Here is a 17,990-nt window from a genome sequence, read left to right as displayed (position 1 = left end):
TTGATAGATTGAATTTTAGTCTGATTTTATTGTGAGATAGAAAAGGCGCTCTATTACCCGAATTGACAGTGTTTTCAGCTTTGTTTATGATTGGGGCAATAAGAGATTGAATTTAATAACTAGCCTTCCGTTCAATGTGCTAGCAAAAAATCCGAAAAGTACAAAAATGGCGAGAAAATCTTGAATCAGCTGACACCTGACAACGTCCAGCAATTCAACAATTGAAGTAGATCAGGGATTTGTCATTACTCCTGGTATTGATATTACTAGTTCGGAAGTCTGTCACGAAGGAAGAGATTAAACCCAAAATGGCGGATTGTATCCCTAAAATTGGGGGCAAATGAAAGTCTGATTCCAAAGGAAATCGCCTAGAGGAAACAGACTTTTTCTAATTGGGGTAACACTTTGAAATATACATCTCTATAGAACTTATATAAACAAAGTTTCATGATAAAAATAATTCCATTCATATTACTTAGGAACATAAGGGGAGATTTATATGTTAGAAGGGAAAATCATTAAATTTTACCGACAAAAAGCGGGTCTAACACAGGAACAATTAGGCAGAGGAATTTGCTCAGTCACTCACGTTAGCAAAATCGAGCGCGGGCAAACGTCTTATTCTTCTGAAATCATCGGATTGTTCTCAGAACGCTTACACATAGATATAGAAGAAGGGATTATCCGTCTTGGGAACATGGAGAAACAGCTCCATCGCTGGCATAACTCAATCATTATGCAAAGGATGAAGGCGGTGGAGAAAACTAAAAAAGAGCTAGAAGAAACCCCATTTATCAGCTTTTCTAACTATGATCCCCTGTACCGATTGCTGCAGGCTAGATATTATATCTTGCAGAGTGATTTCGATAAGACATATGTCATTTTGCAGCATATCAAAAGAGACTATCCAGAGCTACCGCCTTATGAAAAGAACCTGCTATTGCACGTATTGGGCATATATTACATAGCTAATTACAATAGCTCAAACACTGAAAATCATCAAAAGGCTGTAAAAGTCTTGAAGGAAATAGATAAGGATGAGTATGGCAACCCTGAATACTATTACCACTTGGCCGTAGCCTATTACTGGATCGATTCCAAAGTAAAGGCCTATGCATTTGCGGAAAAAGCGTTACGGCACTTCAAGGAAACGAATAACTTCTTGAGGGCAATCAACGCTGAGTCCTTGATGCTTCTACAGATTGGGGGAGATATACATCTTGATTTCAAAGAGATGAAGGAATCCTATTATAATCTGATTCATGACAGTGAAACACTGAATGCACCTGATAAAAAAGGGATGCTCCTGAACAACTTAGGCTATCAATACTTTAAAAGAGAAGATTATGCCAATGCACAGAAGCTTTTTAGAGAGGCGCTCCGTATGGCGGAGAAGCCTTCTGTTTTATTTCTTCAACGTCTGCACAATTATTTGAAAAGCTGCTTTGAAGGAAAGCTGCTGCGAAAAACGGCAATGCTGAACAAGGCTCAGGAAGGGATGTCCGTGGCAAAAGAATTGGACAACCGTTTATACAAAATATTATTCAAGCTTCTCATCTATCGTATAGAGGATAAACTTGATCAGTATTACAGCTTCATAGAGAAGGATGCTATCCCTTACTTCAAGTCCAACAATCATGCGACTTTAACTAACAGGTACTGCAAGCAATTATACTATCACTTCGTGGAGATGAAACAGTATGAGAAAGCTGTCCAAATTTCAAACATCTTTATGAATGCTATATCTTAGAGCACAGTTATTTTTCTCCTTCCGATTCCCGAAAAACTCATGCTGACACGAATGCTTATAGGGAATTGCTTTTTTATTGTACGCCGGTTACAGATTGGATTTTTGGAACTAACAAAAATACTTTAAAGTAACATCACTTATGTATGAGACATAATTAAACCACCATACATCGAACTGTACGGTGGTTTAAGAGGTAGGTAGGGAAGTCATTTCCCTATTTGACTATATATTAGTTGTTGTTATCATCTGTATCGTCGTAATAAGTTCCAGCTGTTTGCTCTGCGTTAAACTTCCAATCCACTTGTAATTTATCGCCTTGGAATTTGTTTTGATCTTGTCCATTATCTACAAACTCGAACAATACGAACATCTTTTCCTTACCTGCAGCAGGAATTCCATCTGGTTTCGTAGTATTGCCTTCGTATACATCAATTGCAGTTAAATCTGGCTTTTGATTTTGTAGGTCGTATAGTGTTGTCTCAACAATGGGAGTAGTCGCACTGCTCGTGTTATACATAATGGTCACTTTAATATGTTTTGCGAAATCATCAGTATTATCTGATTTCAAATCTTCGACATTATATTTAGTATCTAGTAATACTTTACTAATATCTAATGTACCGTTGTTTTCTAAAGTAAACTCACGGTAAATTTCATCGCCTGGTTTAATGTTGTCGATATTTACAACAAAATTAGGATTTACTGCTAAATCTAATGTACCCGCAGCAAATGTGTTCTGTGTATTAACAGTATCGCTAAAGTATGCAAATGTTCCTCCCCCAACTAATGATAATCCTAATGCAGCTGTCATAACACCTTTACTTACCGTCTTTGTAAAGCTCATTCTTAAATCCCCCTTATTATTATTGAATCAAAATTTATTAAACTCTTATGTATTTTTGTAGGTACATAGGAGATATAACCAAATTACAATGCTTTTTTTACTTCTAGCTGTTTAATTGCACCAAAAATGGAACGTAATGCAGAAATGATCAACAGTATACCAGGAACTATTAACAAAAGAGCTGACCCTGCTTTAGAATTCGCATAATTCATAGCATATCCTACATAAGGAATCGTATAGTTCGTGTACTTTCCAACTACATCTTGTGAGGAAACAGTCCATAAATCAGGACCGTCATTATTATCACCTTTTGTTTTATAAGATACTTGTCCATTCGCTTGCTTTACATCCAAAATTCTATGTGTAATTAACTTCTCATCAACGCGAAAAGTTATAATATCACCTTTTTTATAAGAAGAAGAATTTCCTAACTTGATAGAGATGATAGAACCTGTTTGAAATGTAGGTTCCATCGATCCTGATAATACTGTTTTTACTTGGTATCCTGAAATTGTTGGTTCACCTCCTGATACTCGAGAAGAAAGAACAACAAATGCTAATAAACATACGGCAATTAGGAAAACGCTTCTAATGATGCTACTCACTGCGCTCAATATTTTCTTCTTCATGTTCTGTCACCTCCTCATTATTATTTGAATTCGTTGATGCTTCTTGATTAGATGTTATTTCATCCGGAGATTCAGAGTTGTCTTGATGTTGATTGACTTGTGTATTTTCCTCGGAAGCTGTTTCTTCTGATGTTGTTCCATCTGGAGATTCAGAGTTGTCTTGATTTTGATTGACTTGTGTATTTTCCTCGGAAGCTGTTTCTTCCGATGTTGTTTCATCCGGAGATTCAGAGTTGTCTTGATGTTGATTGGCTTGTGTATTTTCTTTAGAAGCTTTTTCTTCCAGTTCATTTATTTGCAATGTGATAGTAGAGCGAACTGCTTCTAGTTGTTGAAAATCAATCGTTCCTTGTACTTCTTGCAAAATTCTATCTATGTTTTCAAAACCCTTACGTACATATTCAAATGTACGGTTATCAGCTTCTCCTTGATCTTGAATCTGATTATTATATGTGGACATTTCATCATAAACATTCTTTAGTGTGCCTAATTGGAGGTTTAATTCCTGTTCGATTTCTGTGATTTCAGCAAGCCTTTCATATAATGCTTGTAATGATAAACCTGGTGAAGTAGCAATGATAGTTTCAAAGTTGACATGCATAAGCTTTGCAATCTCTTGTGCATATTCCTCTAACTGTTTAATGGTTGCTGGAAAAACAAATGCTGCAGACATTGTTATGGGATCTGATGAAACTTGGCTAGAAAATGACGCTTCTGTTTCTCCTACTATCTGAATTCCTGCATAGAAGGAAACGCAACATAAGCAGGGAAGTATGACAACTCTATTGAATGTTCTCTTCATTTGTACCCTCCTTCGTAAAGCAACTCTATCTTTCTGCCCTCATTATTTCAGAATTGAGCGAATATTTAAATGGGGTTATTTTTATCATAAAACAAGGCGGAATTTTGTCGAAATTGCTTATTGGAGCAGATAAATGCTAATAGCCGCATTAAAAATAACCCAATAGGGAGTTGGCTAGAACCGATTGACTTTGTTTAGAATTTTCTAAATAATTCTAATTGTGATATCACATTTTAAAGAAGGGGTGAGTGTATTGAAAAAGAAAGATCAGAAGAAGATGAGTAAAAAAGTTGTTATTCCTGCTGTATTGGCTCTGGCAGTTACATTTGGAGGAATCGTACCAAATGCAGCTACATTTGCTGCTCAACCAGCAAGCGCATCAACTTTACTATTTAAAGCTGAAGGATTAAGTAAGCAAGAGGTTGTGAAAGCTTTCCTTCAATCACAAGTAGCTGGAATTCAAACGAAGGCAACTTCAGGGGATCAATTCAAAATTATTAGCGAGCAAGCGGATAGTACAACAGGTACATACCATGTACGTACTATTGAGCAATACAAAGGAATTCCAATTTACGGTTCTGGACAAGTTGTTGCATTAGATGCAAACAATAACGTATATGCATCTTTTGGCAAAGTAACACAAAAACAATTAGCGCGTTCGATTATTCCAACCGAAGCATCTATTTCAAAAGATGATGCAATCGCAATTGCCAAAGAAGGTGTTGAATCACAAATTGGTGCAGTAAAGAATTACGATGGAATTGACTCTGAGTTAACAATCTATAATTATGGAGGGCAATATCATTTAACTTACCTAATCAAAGCATCTACTTCTATTCCAGCGCCTGGATACTTCCATTACTTTGTAGATGCAACAAACGGAGAAGTAATTGATAGCTTCAATGCAATTCATGAGGCTGATGCACCGGCAGTTACTCCAGTAATGGCAAGAGGGTTAGACGTAACCGGTACTATGCAAAACTTTATTGCTGTAAAAGATGCTGCATCTGGTAAAAACTATTTACAAGGTGCTGCTATTGCTGGTGGCACAACCGCTAACCCTAATATTGTATCTGTCAACACTTTCGACGCGAGACGCATGGGTGAAAATTCTTTCATTCTCCTGTCAGCATTTTTTGGATTCACGGGATTTGAAGTAGAAACAAAAACGAACTTCTTTGCAGATCCTGCTGCTGTTTCAGCGCATACAAACTCTATTAAAGTGAACAATTATTATCAAAATATTCACAAGCGTAATAGCTTAGATGATAAAGGTACGGGATTGATAAGTACTGTTCATATTGGGTCGAAGTGGAATAACGCCGCTTGGAACGGAAAGCAAATGTTATACGGAGATGGTGATGGGGTTACATTTAGCTCATTAGCTGGTGGCATGGATGTCGCTGGTCACGAAATGACGCATGGTGTTATTTCAAATACTGCAAATTTAACGTATCAAGATGAGTCTGGTGCCATCAATGAATCACTAGCTGATATTTTTGGCGCATTGTCTGAAATGCATTCTAATGGCGCTACTAGCCCAGCAGAATGGGACATGGGTGAAGATATTTACACTCCAAATAAAGCCGGTGATGGTGGTCTTCGCTCACTAAGTGATCCAAGATCTAAACTTCTTTCTCCGGCATATGGGATGAGAGATAATCGTTATCCAGATCATTATCAAGATCGCTATCAAGGTACGTTAGATAAAGGTGGCGTGCACATTAGTAGTAGCATTAACAACAAAGCTGCTTACTTAATCTCTGAAGGTGGCGAGCACTACGGAGTAAAAGTAACAGGAATTACTCGTTCAAAAACTGAAAAAATCTTCTACCGTGCTTTAACAAAATATTTAGTACCTTCTTCTGGTTTCAAAGAAATGCGTCAAGCTGCTATCCAAGCTTCTAGAGATCTTTACCCAGATAAGAATGGTGTACCATCACTAGAAACTAAAACAGTAATTGATGCATATGATTCTATAGGCGTTCCAGCAGAATAAAACTTAAAAAACCATGAACGAGTGAATCTGTTCATGGTTTTTTTATCTTCTAGTTTGCTAACAATCTGATAGTTTGCAGAAACAAATAACTATACTGGGTCTTATTAAAGTTGCTGAAGAAAATCTATTTCCTATTTGTTAAATAGATCTTCAAGAACTTCGGCATCCCATGAATTTCTTCTTCGACTAGCATGGAAGTTATTTTGGGAAATATAAAAATCCACGTCTCCAAAAATTATATTACTTAAAGCCCGTTCAATTTTCCCTTTTAATTCCTGATATTCTGCAGCATCATACATTTGTATCATGGTCTGACTGATTGCTTCTTTCGATTCCCAGTTTTTTAAAGGCAAGAAACTGGTAAATATACTGGTGTATTTTTTGCCGTCTTCAAAGGCAGAATCCCGTATTACTACTCCTTGGCTCCGCAATGCATGTAAAAGTTCCAGTCGTTTTTTCTGATGAAGTGGACCCACTTCGATTTTTAACATTAGGCGCTGGTTGCTGTTAACAAACCATGCGATTAACCCTCGGTCTAACCACCATTTTTGACGTAGATCCTCTCGGCTATATGCACCAGCCCATTCTCTTTCTACGAAGGATGGGAAGCGATGATGGGCTGTAAAGTTGTTAATTTCCATATCTTTTTCGGATGCAAAAAATTTGAAAGCTTCGGATATAATGCTGTTGCCAACTTTTACAATATAGTCAATTGCTTAGGTGTCTATTCTTTCGTCCACCGAATTTAAAGAACTTTGATTGTGTAGGTTGGAGGGAAGCGTAAGACGCAAATCTACCGCTGGATTGTCTGTAGAAACAGAAGAACGAGCTGTGACAAAGTCACAGCTCGTTTTTTTCGTTCTTTAGATTATGGTGCAGTCAGGTTTGCAGTCTAAAGCGACTCGGAAACGATGATCCATTGCATAATTAAAAGTGTTGTTCATTGTTTAAAATACTGTCCTTTGAGCACCCTTTAATCTTAGTGGCTGAAGTTCATTTTTTGTTTATATAAATAAATTTTTGTTAACAATGAAAATAAGAGATTTGTCATTTCTGGTTTGCTCTTAACTTGAAAAACGCGAACCTTAATTGTCTTTTACTTTGACGTATAGCCGAACAAACAAGAATCTAAAAATACGAAGGTTCTAATTTCAAAGGATACCTCTGGATTTCTTTAAACAGGAGACGGTGAGTACAGTGAAAAAGTGGTTTCAAAAGAAAAACAAAGAATCAAATGAATCAAATGAATCAAAGGAATCAAATGAATCAAAGGAATCAAAGGAATCAAAGGAATCAAAAGAATCAAAAGAATCAAAGGAATCAAAGGAATCAAAGGAATCAAAAGAATCAAAAGAAAATCTTTCTGAAATCATGAGTCGATTGAAGAAATCTAGTGATTTTATTTGCTATTCCAATAACCATTCTTTGAATCCTTTTTATATTTCTTATTGTAAATCGTTGGTTAACGTAGAAATATTACATCGTGATATTCTTGCTCTCATCAACGACAAGCCAATTCGAACGTATGAAGAATTAAAGGGTGCCATATTGGTTGAAGATATTATTATTACAAGTGAGATTGATAAAATTGAAAAATTGATATTAAACGGATTTGTCATGATTCAATTGGATGAAAAGGATAATATGTGCGCGTTAGCCCGGGCGGAATTGCAAATTGGTCGCAATATTTCAATTCCTGAAGTGGAATTTAGCGTTATTGGACCAAAAGAATCATTTGTAGAATCTTTAGATAGCAATCTTAATCTGATTCGTAGACGACTGCCTATTTCTGATTTGCAAATTAAAGAGGTAATGGTTGGCACACTTACAAAAACGAGAGTGGCTGTTCTTTATATTGAAAAAATTGTAGATAAAGAAAACGTGAATACCGTTATTCAGCGGATTAACGATATTGAATTTGATCAGATTATAGATAGCGCTTATATTGCACAGATGATTGCGGATAACCAGAATTCGCCGTTTCCACAGCTGTTGGATACGGAACGGCCCGACCGGGTGGCTGGTGTATTAGCGGAAGGAAAAGTAGTAATCCTTGTAAACGGGTCACCTCATGCTTTGATAGGCCCAACCACACTGATCGAATTTTTTTCTTCATTTGAAGATTATTTTTTATCGTGGCATGTTGCATCGATTTTCCGTATTATACGGCTTTTTGCGGTTACCTTTTCTATTTTCTCGACCCCGATTTACGTGGCTGTTGTTACCTATCACTATGAATTAATACCAAAAGAGTTAATGGTAACGCTTGTCACGTCAAGAAGCAATGTGCCATTTCCACCCATACTAGAAGTGATTTTTTTGGAAATGGCAATTGAGCTGTTACGTGAAGCTGGGGCAAGATTACCCACAAAGATTGGTCAAACAATCGGTATCGTTGGAGGTATTGTAATTGGAACTGCGGCCGTTGAAGCTGCGCTGGTGAGCAATGTCTTGCTTATTATCGTAGCTCTAGCCGCTCTCGCATCGTTTACCACTCCCGTTTACAAGATGAACAATACGATCCGATTGATTCGTTTTCCTTTTCTCTTATTTGCCCAGTTATGGGGATTAGTCGGTTTGGTTCTCTGTTTTTGCTTTTTGCTTGTTCACTTAATTCGGTTGACATCGTTGGGTAGGCCATTTTTAGAACCTATTTACCCGCTGCGTTGGGCAGATTTGAAAGATGCATTTATCCGTTTGCCCTTCTCATCGCAATCGAAAAGACCTATTCTGTTGAGGACAAAAGAACCTAATCGTTTTAATAAAAAACAAGCGAAAGAGAAGAAAGATATCGATGAATAAAATTCCGATGGTTAGTTAGGAGGTGGGAAGATGCCAACAGCTATTAAAGAACGATTTCTTGTATCGCCTTTTCTTGTTTTTTTTCTTGTTAATTCCATTCAAATAGGAATTGGAGTACTGGGGTTTCAAAGATACATCGCCAAATCTGCAGGTTATGACGCCTGGATCGCTGTATTGGCTTTTGGGTTTATAGTCAATCTCCTGATTTGGATGATCTACAACATTATGAAAAAGGGAAACGGAGATATCACGGTCATTCATCGGGATCTATTCGGAAAATGGATAGGCGGACTATTTAGTTTATTTTTTGTCGTTTACTTATTATTTTTTACGATTACCGTCCTCCGTACGTTTATTGAGGTTATTCAGGTTTGGATGTTTCCAGAGATAAAAGTATGGGCATTTAGCCTGGTGTTTCTGATACTCACCTATTATGTGGTTTCCGGGGGATTTCGAACTGTAACCGGGATGAGCTTTTTGGGAGTAGTTTTGCCTTTATACTTGCTGTTAACCCTATGGTTTCCGCTAGAGTTTGCGAATTTCAGAAATTTATTACCAATCTTGGACCACAGCTTAAAAGAACTCGCCATCTCCACGAAAGACACAGCATTAAGCTATCTCGGATTTGAAACGCTGTTCATGTTTTATCCCTTTATCAAACAGCCGGAAAAATCTCAAAAATGGGCGCATTTCGGTGCTCTTTTTACGACATTAATTTATCTTGTGTTAACGATCGTATCGTTTGGGTATTACAGTGAAAAACAGCTGGCCGGCACTGTCTGGGCTACATTAAGTATATGGAAAATTGTGGAGATGCCATTCGTCGAGCGATTCGAATATATCGGGATAGCAACCTATGTGCTGGTGATATTGCCCAACATCTGCCTCTCAATATGGTCTTCCAGCCGAGGGGTTAAGCAATTGTTTGGCGTCAAGCAGCATACGGCCTTAATCGTATTGCTTGTCATTATCTTTGTTGTGAATTGTTTGCTAACTAATCGTACTAGTGTTGATATGCTAAATACAAACGTATCCCATATTGGCTTTTACATCATTGTCCTTTATATTCCATTTTTATTTATCATCTCCCAAATCCATCATAAAGTGAGGAAAAAAGGATGATAAAAACAATTATCATTCTGTTATTATTTATTTCATCTATACTTACAGGTTGTGTAAAGACACAAATATTGGATGATCTTCACTTAGACTCTGCAATAGGATACGATTACGTAGCCAAAGACCTCATTCAGGGGACAGCTGTTATTCCCGTCTATAATCCTGATAAGTCCATTTCGAGTGAAACGTTTACGGAAACTTCATCTCTCAGTAAAGAATTTCTCATCAAAATAGATACGAAATCTCCGAAAACTGTAGAAACCGGAAAGCTGGAATTGGTTCTCTTCAGCAGCGAGCTTGCGGGTCATGGAATTTTTGATCTTGTAGATAATTTCCAACGCGATCCAAATATCACGACAAATCTTTTGTTGGCAGTCGTAGATGGTGAAGTGAGAGAGATGTTAACCACACAATTTAAGAACGAGGACACAGGGAGGTATGTTTCCCAAATCATCGAACAGAATACGAATCTGGGATTGCTACCAAAGAAAAATCTACATCAATTTATGTTTGATTATTATTCAACAGGAATGGATCCATTTTTGCCTTTACTGAAATTAGAGAATGATCAAGTAACGGTTAGCGGTATCGCTCTGTTTGATAAGGATAAATTTGTGGATCAAATCGATTTCAGTGATTTATTTGTTTTTACTGTGTTATCTGAAACATCGGAAAATGGTTCTTACAAGGTACGAACTGATACTTATGTCCGAAATCTTGGTTCAAAAAGAAAATTTCTAGTCCGTAACATCAAGACAACCCCTGAAATCACAGTAAATCTACAGATTAATGGAATTATCAGGCAACACTCCGGTAAAAAAATTCAACAGAAGAAGATGTATAAAAAGGTCGAACAACAAATGGAACAAGATGTTAAGGAGCAAGCCGAAAAGATGATTAAAAAGTTTCAAACGTTAAAGATTGATCCGCTTGGGTTTGGGGAACAGGTACGGAGCCGGACAAGGAATTGGGATGAGAAAAAATGGAACGATATGTATCCAACGATTAATGTAAACGTAAAAGTGGATGTAAAGATCACGGAGTCAGGAGTGTTTGAGTGATAATAATCAGTGTCCCTAGGATGAAAGAAATTCTGATTATTCGCTGCAATTAATTGATGTGAAGACAACTTCAATCTAATTTTAGCCTGATTGAAATTGTCTTCTGTATGACTATGTGTTTGTATTAGGGGACAGTTGGTGGAGAAGTCTTGATAGTAAAATTTTGGTGCAGTACCGATTGATAATATAAAAGGAAAAGTATTAGGATATAAAAAAATAACATTATCTTTTGTTACACAAGGAGGTCTTGGAATAAAATCCAAGACCTTTTTTAATTAATTAATAAAAGCAGGGCGTGGAGTCCAAGCTATATCAAAAGAGTAAAGTCTGTTCTTAATCTGAGGGAAAAGTTTGGTCAACTAATGGGAAAGCTTAGTTAAATATAATACTTTTAGTTATGTGATAATATTAGGTTTATTAAATAAAGCCAAAGTAGGGAAATCAAATTGGAATTTATTACAGAAAAATTAGTATTTATATTTTTATTTATTTTTATAATCCACTCAATAGAAACGCTTGCCTACGCCGTTAGGTTATCGGGTGCAAGGGTGAAAATGATTGCTTCAGCTTTATCCTTATTTAATCTAATGGTCATTGTTTCAAGGTTAGCTAATATGATGCAACAGCCATTTACGGGGAGTCTAATAGATACGGCACCTAAGGAAAACACTTTAGAGTTTGTTGAAAGTCAATATAGAGTTCTTATTGGTGCTTCAACAATGGGGACATTACTTGGCATTTTTCTACTTCCTACTTTTATTGCCATATTTTCAAGAGCAATAATCCATTTATCAGAAGAGAAAGGGTCAATTCCAGCTTTAGCTAAAAAGGGACTAACCCTGGAATACATGAGGCGAGGATTAAAGCATTTTAGTTTACCAAAGCTTGCCTATTTGAAAGATATTAAGATAAAAGAAATCCCTTATAAATTATTTTTAGTCAATATGATAATAACTGCAATATATACAATTGGGGTATTATCTGCATTGTACGCAGCATTATTAGCACCAGATAGAGCTTCAACTGCTATTATGGCATCTGGGCTAATAAATGGAATTGCTACTATTCTTCTTGTGATATTTATTGACCCTAAAATTTCAGTTCTTGCCGATGATGTAGTTAATCAAAGGGGAAATTATCTTTCACTAAAGAGCATTTCTTTAATGATGATTACTTCAAGACTATTTGGAACATTACTTGCCCAATTATTATTTATTCCAGGTGCTAAATACGTAGCTTGGTTTACTAAATTTATGAACTAAAAGCTATCGAGATTATTCACTAACAGCTACCTTTTACACATGCAGCCTTCCTCTGTGGTGTAGCGCTCGCTTTTGTTAGATGGAAGGCCAACGGGTGCTTCGTATTATAAGGTTAACCAGTTTTTATTGGTTGACCTTTTTTAATAGGGTTTAAGTAGGGGGGTGACAGTTTAGTTGACGGCATCATTGCCCCACTCACCCGCAGGTTCTACGCTGGCATCTGCTTAGTTGAAGAACCGGCTGCCATTATAGGACTGCTTTTTCTTATGGATTATCAAGTTGAATACTATTCGGGTGTTATCTCAACCTGTAGGGCCCATTTTGGATTCATTAAATGATTTTATACACAATGAGGTCTTGGAATAAAATCCAAGACCTTTTTTTATTAAGTAATCACAGCAGGACGGTTTTTTTCCTTACTCTTGAACTCGGGAAGAACAGCATCCAACGGGGACTAACCTCGCTTGATCATCAAGAGAGTTTCTAGGTAGGTGCACCTTTAATCTATTGCGCGGGAAACTCTATATATCGAACTGCAAGTCCACTGGCTTTTTGATACTGAGAGGTTTTTCGATAATATTGAAAAAGCTCCTTTTCATAGAGGGTGATTAAAATGCTATTCCCTGTTTCCCGTAAATGGGGGAGGAATGTGTTTTCTGAAAATGGGTAATAGTCCTTTTTATCCTCATCATGCAATAGAATATCCAGCATATGGAACACATATTCATAGGTTTTATTTTGAGTTTTTTTAGCAATCTCCTGTCCATCACAAATACAATTTTTTAATTCTTCCTTGTTATTTAGATTCTCTATGTAGAGACAACTGTGTACGTATCCTCTTAACGCGCTTAGTTTTAAATGAGGATTTTGGAATGATTTACACATTTCAAGTACTTTTTTATATACGTCAACTGCTTCTTTGTAATATTCCTTTGAAAAGTATTCAACTCCTAAATTGTGCCATACGTTAATTTCCTTTGCCTCTTCTTGATAAGTTCGGCAGCTTTTGATTAACGACTGATATTGCTGAACTGTATCTTCGAAATGATCAAGGTCGTTAGATCCCATTTGTGCTAACATTAGCATTTCTGAATCCAGGATTCTTTTGAAATTATTCGTTTTTCGAAAATAAGATAAGGCAAGATTTCCATAATAGTAGGACTTTACTTTAGCATTTGTGTAATGAGAAGCAGACGCAAGATGAAAATAAAATTCATGGTTATTGTACTCCATCGGGTTAATTTTCTTCAAATGATGAATTGCTTCTTTACTTTTATTTAAAGTAAGGTAATAGATTCCCAATGTATGTTCCAACAAATTTTTTTCATAACGATCCAACTCATTCCAATGAGCTTGGCAGCTCTTTAAAATGTCTTTTCCTTTTTCCACATCCCCTTTTAATAAGAAATAGCGTGCTACTAGGATACGATAAAAATGATGTGCTTCTGATACATGTACAAAAGTGTTGTCTTCGATTTCTTGTTTGAGAAGTTCTATATCTGCTATCTGTTGTTTGACCATTACTTCCAGCCATTCATTCAGCTTCTTTTCTAATAATTCATTTTGTTCTAATTCTTTTTGTAAATCGATGTTAAGTCGCTCACAAATAAGATTGATAATTTCTTTTGAACATTGGGTAAGTCCACGTTCAATTTTACTTACATGAGTGACAGAACAAATCCCTTTTCCCAGTTGTGCTTGTGTCAAACCTGCTCGTTCACGATACAGTTTAATAATTAATCCTTCATCCATGTTCCATCAACTCCTTTATTCTGTTTTACATGTAACATGTTTAGAAGAAATAGATATAACAGATGTCTGTTTTTCACATAAGAAAGCTAGGAGGAACAATACTTTAATCCGACTAACCCATTTGGAAAACGAGTATTTGGGGTAATTAATATGAAGAAAATGCTCTATCAAAATACTATTTGTAAGAAGATGTAAGTTTTAGAGGCGCTTTTATCTAGTAAAAATATTTTTTTTACATATTTTAGTTAAAATGTTATAAGTAAATTCCTATTTATTTCCAACTGATTACCCCGATTTACTTCCTATTAGGCTAATACTACAATTATATATGAAAGATTCTTAATTTTGAAACTATTAAAAAATTGAGAAGTAAATATTTTTTTGTTTTTTGTAAAAAACGGGGAAGGGTGAAAAAAATGAAAAAAAGAAGAAAATTTCCGTACAAGGTATTTGCAACGACGACTTTGACTGCGATGTTGTTAACGACAACAGTGTTTGCGGAAGGGCCTCAGAATAATTCGGTTTCCTCTCCAAATGTAGAGGAGATTGCGAAGCAAGGATTGAAAATTTTCCAAGATGAACAAAACCAAGCTGCTGAAGAAGCAGCGGATAGGCTTGGATATAAGAATTTGAAAAAAGACGGCTTAGCTAAACCGTATAAGCCGGATGAAAAGGTGCGTTTGATTGTGGAGGTAGAGCAGCCAATAATATTGGAAAAATCTATCCAAAACAAAAAAACGCAGTATAAACAAAAACAAGATCAAGTAATTGCACAAATTTCTAAGGAAAAATCAGCTTCTAAAGTAAAGCATCGATTCTATGAAAGCTTTAACGGCTTTAGTATGGAAACTGAGTTTAGTAATGTAAAAGAAATTCAGGCAACTCCAGGTGTTATAAACGTGCATATCGCAAGGACGTTCCAACCATCTATGGGGGCAAGCAAAGAATTGGTACAAGCACAAAAGGTATGGGAACAATACGGATATGAAGGAGAAGGATTGCTTGTTGCGATTGTCGACTCCGGACTAGACTATACTCATAAAGATATGACGTTGACGAAAAAAGGAAAAGAAAAAGAGAAGTGGACGCAAGAGAACATTCAAGGGGAACTCGCAGAAACAGCAGTAAACGAAGTATGGTACAGCGACAAAGTTCCGACAGGTTATGACTGGGCTGATAAAGATACAGACGTAATACCACGCGGTCAATATGGAAGTTCACATGGTATGCATGTTGCAGGAACTGTAGGAGCTAATGGTGATGAAGCAAACGAAGGAGTACAAGGGGTTGCACCAGGTGTGCAGTTGTTGGCAGAAAAAGTTTTCTCCGATAATGGCGGTGGAGCTTATGAAGATGATATTATCGCAGGTATCGAGCACGCGGTAACATTGAGCGCCGATGTTATCAACATGAGCTTAGGTTCTGACGCGGGATTCGTTGGCGAAGAGAACGACCCAATTCAAAAAGCAATTCGTCAAGCAACTGAACAAGGCACGCTAGTTGTTGTTGCGGGTGGTAACGCTGCTTACAGCACAAAAAACAATCTCTTGCCTTCTTCCGAAAAACCATATGCTGAGAATCCGGATATTGGAACAGTTGGGGAACCAGGAGTAAGCCCTTATGCGTTATCTGTTGCTTCCTATGAAAACACAAAAATGCATAAGACCACGCTGGCAGAAGAAAACGGTTTACAGCTTCCGTACCAAGACCAAACGCAATTTAATTTTAAACTCTCCAGAGTACTAACTCCTAGTGAAAGCTATGAAATGGAGTATGTAGGGGAAGGAAGAACGGCAGACTTCGCTGGAAAAGACGTCGCAGGCAAAATAGTAGTTGCGAAACCGCATGTACCCTATACATTTTATTCTTATATTCAATTTGAAGCAAAGAAGAATGGTGCCAAAGCAGTTATTCTTGTACCGCCAACCACGATGGAAGATTTCCCATATCTTGGTTTCAGCTATCTAGCTACTCCAGCTGCTACAACAAGTAAGGTGGCAGGAGATGCGTTAATTGCAAAACTTACAAGTGGTCAAATTGTGAAGATGAATATGACAAAGGGTATTTGGCTTGATAATCCTGATAAAAATACCATTTCCGACTTTTCATCTGTCGGAACACCGCATACGTTAGACTTTAAACCAGAGCTTTCAGCACCGGGCGGCAACATTTATTCAACTGTTGCGGGCAATGAATATGAGGTTATGAGTGGAACATCCATGGCAACTCCTCATGTTGCAGGTGGTTCTGCATTGTTAATGCAAGCATTATATGAAAAAGGATTATCTCATTCAAAGAATACAGCACTAATGGCAAAAATAGCATTGATGAATACAGCGCAGGTTGTACAAGATCCGCGCACAAATAATGAAGTACCATACTCACCACGTGTACAAGGATCCGGCTTAATGAAAATTCAAAATGCGATTAAAACACCTGTTATTGTGACAAGCAAAGATACTCGGTTAGAGCAAGCCGGAGCTGTTGCGTTAAAAGAGATTAATAGAAAAAGTACGAATTTCAAGTTGAATGTGGAAGCCTTAAAAAATGTAGATGTAAAAGATTTAGAATACACGGTCTTTGTAGATGTTTTGACGGATGGAAAAGAAACAAAAGAATTTGACTTAGACGAAGACGGGAAATTGGATTCTAAAGAATATTTAACTTTAACAAGCAAGCGTGTAAAAGGTGCTATTTCATCTATAAATGGCGAGAAAGTGACACATACACAAGGTGCGAAATTGAAAATTAAACCGGGTCAAGAAAAGAATCTAGACGTAAAACTTGTATTACCTGAAAGCTTGGAGGAAGGGACGTTTGTTGAAGGATTTGTTCGCCTAGTGCCAACAGGCAAGAACAGCAAGGCGGCAGTTCCGTTAACCGTTCCGTATATGGGCTACTATGGAGATTGGGGTCAGCCGCAGAACATTGATCCTGTTGCATGGGATAAAGATGCATTCTTAGGATATACCGTGCTTTGGAACGATGAAGGAGCACGATTCCCGTTGGGATATGACCCGTATACGGGAACCTTTAATATGGACCGAATTGTCATTTCTCCAAACTTTATCTTGCCAGGTGTATACCCAACATTTACAGCACTTCGCAACTTAAAGAAGACAGAAATGTACGTGGAGAATGATAAAGGGAAAATGGTTCAAGACCTAGGCGATTTTAGTGAATATACTGGGAAACCGTGGAAGTTCCGTAAAAATGTTATGGCATACGGTGATTATATGAATAGTGGTTATTTATGGGATGTAAAAGACCAGGCAGGACAAGCAGTCAAGGATGGCACATACAACTTTGTTATTAAAACAACACTAGATTACCCAGATGCAAAGCCACAAGAAGTGAAGCTTCCAATCCATGTTGATTCTGTTGCCCCAGTTGTATCTGATATTCAAGTGCAGCCAAAAGAAGGACAATATGAAATTTCTTTCAAGGCAGTGGACAACAAGGGAGGTAGCGGATATAACGCAGCAATCATCTGGTATAACGGTAAGTATGAATCCCTACAGCCGGGACAAACGTCTTTACTAGTAAAAGAAGAGCCGAAGAGTGTGGTAGTGTTAGGTACAGACTATGCTTTTAACCACAGCTATACGGTTTGGGGAGATCCTTCTTATATTAATGAAGAAATGCTTGTAAGTTATTTCTCCGTGTATCCAAACGACAACGTAAACACAACCTCCCCTGCCCAAATTAATGCGTTTGCCAGTAACCGTGTGAACTGGACAATAAACGTTAAAGATGTAAACGGCAAGGTAGTGGACACGATTGTAGCTGAAAATGAGCATGAAATTCACTTGAAATGGACTCCAGAAGCGGATGTTCCAAGCGGTACGTATACAGTTTCAGCAGAAGTAGTAAACAAGCAAGGCTTTAAAGTAACGACAAGTCCGCAAACAGTAACTGTATTGCAGCAATAATTAAAAATAAGAGCCGGCCTCACTATTACTATTAGTGA

General features: G+C 37.1%; 12 protein-coding genes. 7 read left to right on the top strand and 5 right to left on the bottom strand.

Translation table 11 applies throughout. The annotated features are described in order from the left end of the window. Positions 1-499 precede the first annotated feature (499 nt). Entirely contained in the window at positions 500-1,750 is a 1,251-nt protein-coding gene (locus C8K15_RS11480) for a helix-turn-helix domain-containing protein (protein ID WP_108586547.1), read from the top strand. A 229-nt stretch (positions 1,751-1,979) separates the two neighbouring features. On the opposite strand, the gene C8K15_RS11475 is transcribed toward C8K15_RS11480, so the two are convergent. The 3 genes from C8K15_RS11475 to C8K15_RS11465 all read right to left on the bottom strand — a co-directional run bounded on the left by C8K15_RS11475 (position 1,980) and on the right by C8K15_RS11465 (position 4,025). Then, the gene (locus C8K15_RS11475; protein ID WP_108586546.1) at positions 1,980-2,594 is read right to left on the bottom strand and encodes a TasA family protein; all 615 of its coding nucleotides are present in this window, start codon (positions 2,592-2,594) and stop codon (positions 1,980-1,982) included. Between the two features lie 83 nt (positions 2,595-2,677). Continuing rightward, positions 2,678-3,223, bottom strand: coding sequence for a signal peptidase I SipW (gene sipW / locus C8K15_RS11470; RefSeq protein ID WP_108586545.1), 546 nt, complete (start codon positions 3,221-3,223; stop codon positions 2,678-2,680). Continuing rightward, complete coding sequence (locus tag C8K15_RS11465) at positions 3,192-4,025, bottom strand: DUF4047 domain-containing protein (RefSeq protein ID WP_108586544.1); 834 nt, start codon at positions 4,023-4,025, stop codon at positions 3,192-3,194. The genes sipW and C8K15_RS11465 overlap by 32 nt, the downstream gene beginning before the upstream one ends. 277 nt (positions 4,026-4,302) lie before the next feature. On the opposite strand from C8K15_RS11465, the gene C8K15_RS11460 reads away from it, so the two are divergent. Further along, the gene (locus C8K15_RS11460; protein WP_108586555.1) at positions 4,303-6,024 is read left to right on the top strand and encodes a M4 family metallopeptidase; all 1,722 of its coding nucleotides are present in this window, start codon (positions 4,303-4,305) and stop codon (positions 6,022-6,024) included. A gap of 131 nt (positions 6,025-6,155) precedes the next feature. On the opposite strand, the gene C8K15_RS11455 is transcribed toward C8K15_RS11460, so the two are convergent. Beyond that, positions 6,156-6,665 (bottom strand): hypothetical protein, encoded by a 510-nt coding sequence (locus tag C8K15_RS11455; protein WP_108586543.1) that lies wholly within the window; start codon positions 6,663-6,665, stop codon positions 6,156-6,158. A gap of 730 nt (positions 6,666-7,395) precedes the next feature. On the opposite strand from C8K15_RS11455, the gene C8K15_RS11450 reads away from it, so the two are divergent. The 4 genes from C8K15_RS11450 (at position 7,396) to C8K15_RS11435 (ending at position 12,268) form a co-directional block, all read left to right on the top strand. Further along, positions 7,396-8,826, top strand: a complete 1,431-nt coding sequence (locus C8K15_RS11450) for a spore germination protein (RefSeq protein WP_108586542.1) — start codon at positions 7,396-7,398, stop codon at positions 8,824-8,826. Positions 8,827-8,856: 30 nt separating this feature from the next. After that, a complete protein-coding gene (locus C8K15_RS11445) occupies positions 8,857-9,948 on the top strand; it encodes a GerAB/ArcD/ProY family transporter (RefSeq protein ID WP_108586541.1) in 1,092 nt (363 codons plus the stop codon). Then, complete coding sequence (locus C8K15_RS11440) at positions 9,945-11,006, top strand: Ger(x)C family spore germination protein (protein ID WP_108586540.1); 1,062 nt, start codon at positions 9,945-9,947, stop codon at positions 11,004-11,006. The genes C8K15_RS11445 and C8K15_RS11440 overlap by 4 nt, the downstream gene beginning before the upstream one ends. A gap of 446 nt (positions 11,007-11,452) precedes the next feature. Beyond that, positions 11,453-12,268 carry a lipid II flippase Amj family protein gene (locus C8K15_RS11435; RefSeq protein ID WP_108586539.1) on the top strand — a complete coding sequence of 272 codons (816 nt, stop codon included), beginning with the start codon at positions 11,453-11,455 and terminating at the stop codon, positions 12,266-12,268. 504 nt (positions 12,269-12,772) lie between these two features. Here C8K15_RS11435 and C8K15_RS11430 read toward each other — a convergent pair. After that, a complete protein-coding gene (locus C8K15_RS11430; RefSeq protein WP_108586538.1) occupies positions 12,773-14,020 on the bottom strand; it encodes a helix-turn-helix domain-containing protein in 1,248 nt (415 codons plus the stop codon). Between the two features lie 416 nt (positions 14,021-14,436). On the opposite strand from C8K15_RS11430, the gene C8K15_RS11425 reads away from it, so the two are divergent. Further along, entirely contained in the window at positions 14,437-17,952 is a 3,516-nt protein-coding gene (locus tag C8K15_RS11425; RefSeq protein ID WP_108586537.1) for a S8 family serine peptidase, read from the top strand. The last annotated feature ends 38 nt before the right edge of the window (positions 17,953-17,990 follow it).

It is taken from the genome of Paenisporosarcina sp. OV554, assembly GCF_003058165.1.
Classification (GTDB): domain Bacteria; phylum Bacillota; class Bacilli; order Bacillales_A; family Planococcaceae; genus Paenisporosarcina.
Note: the sequence above shows the minus strand (reverse complement) of the source record. Positions and strands in the feature narration are given on the sequence as shown.

What these genes read in the sequence shown, in the direction of transcription:
- C8K15_RS11480 (WP_108586547.1), top strand. Translation starts at nt 500, where the DNA reads ATGTTAGAAGGGAAAATCATTAAATTTTACCGACAAAAAGCGGGTCTA.
- C8K15_RS11475 (WP_108586546.1), bottom strand. Translation starts at nt 2,594, where the DNA reads ATGAGCTTTACAAAGACGGTAAGTAAAGGTGTTATGACAGCTGCATTA.
- sipW (WP_108586545.1), bottom strand. Translation starts at nt 3,223, where the DNA reads ATGAAGAAGAAAATATTGAGCGCAGTGAGTAGCATCATTAGAAGCGTT.
- C8K15_RS11465 (WP_108586544.1), bottom strand. Translation starts at nt 4,025, where the DNA reads ATGAAGAGAACATTCAATAGAGTTGTCATACTTCCCTGCTTATGTTGC.
- C8K15_RS11460 (WP_108586555.1), top strand. Translation starts at nt 4,303, where the DNA reads ATGAGTAAAAAAGTTGTTATTCCTGCTGTATTGGCTCTGGCAGTTACA.
- C8K15_RS11455 (WP_108586543.1), bottom strand. Translation starts at nt 6,665, where the DNA reads ATGGAAATTAACAACTTTACAGCCCATCATCGCTTCCCATCCTTCGTA.
- C8K15_RS11450 (WP_108586542.1), top strand. Translation starts at nt 7,396, where the DNA reads ATGAGTCGATTGAAGAAATCTAGTGATTTTATTTGCTATTCCAATAAC.
- C8K15_RS11445 (WP_108586541.1), top strand. Translation starts at nt 8,857, where the DNA reads ATGCCAACAGCTATTAAAGAACGATTTCTTGTATCGCCTTTTCTTGTT.
- C8K15_RS11440 (WP_108586540.1), top strand. Translation starts at nt 9,945, where the DNA reads ATGATAAAAACAATTATCATTCTGTTATTATTTATTTCATCTATACTT.
- C8K15_RS11430 (WP_108586538.1), bottom strand. Translation starts at nt 14,020, where the DNA reads ATGGATGAAGGATTAATTATTAAACTGTATCGTGAACGAGCAGGTTTG.
- C8K15_RS11425 (WP_108586537.1), top strand. Translation starts at nt 14,437, where the DNA reads ATGAAAAAAAGAAGAAAATTTCCGTACAAGGTATTTGCAACGACGACT.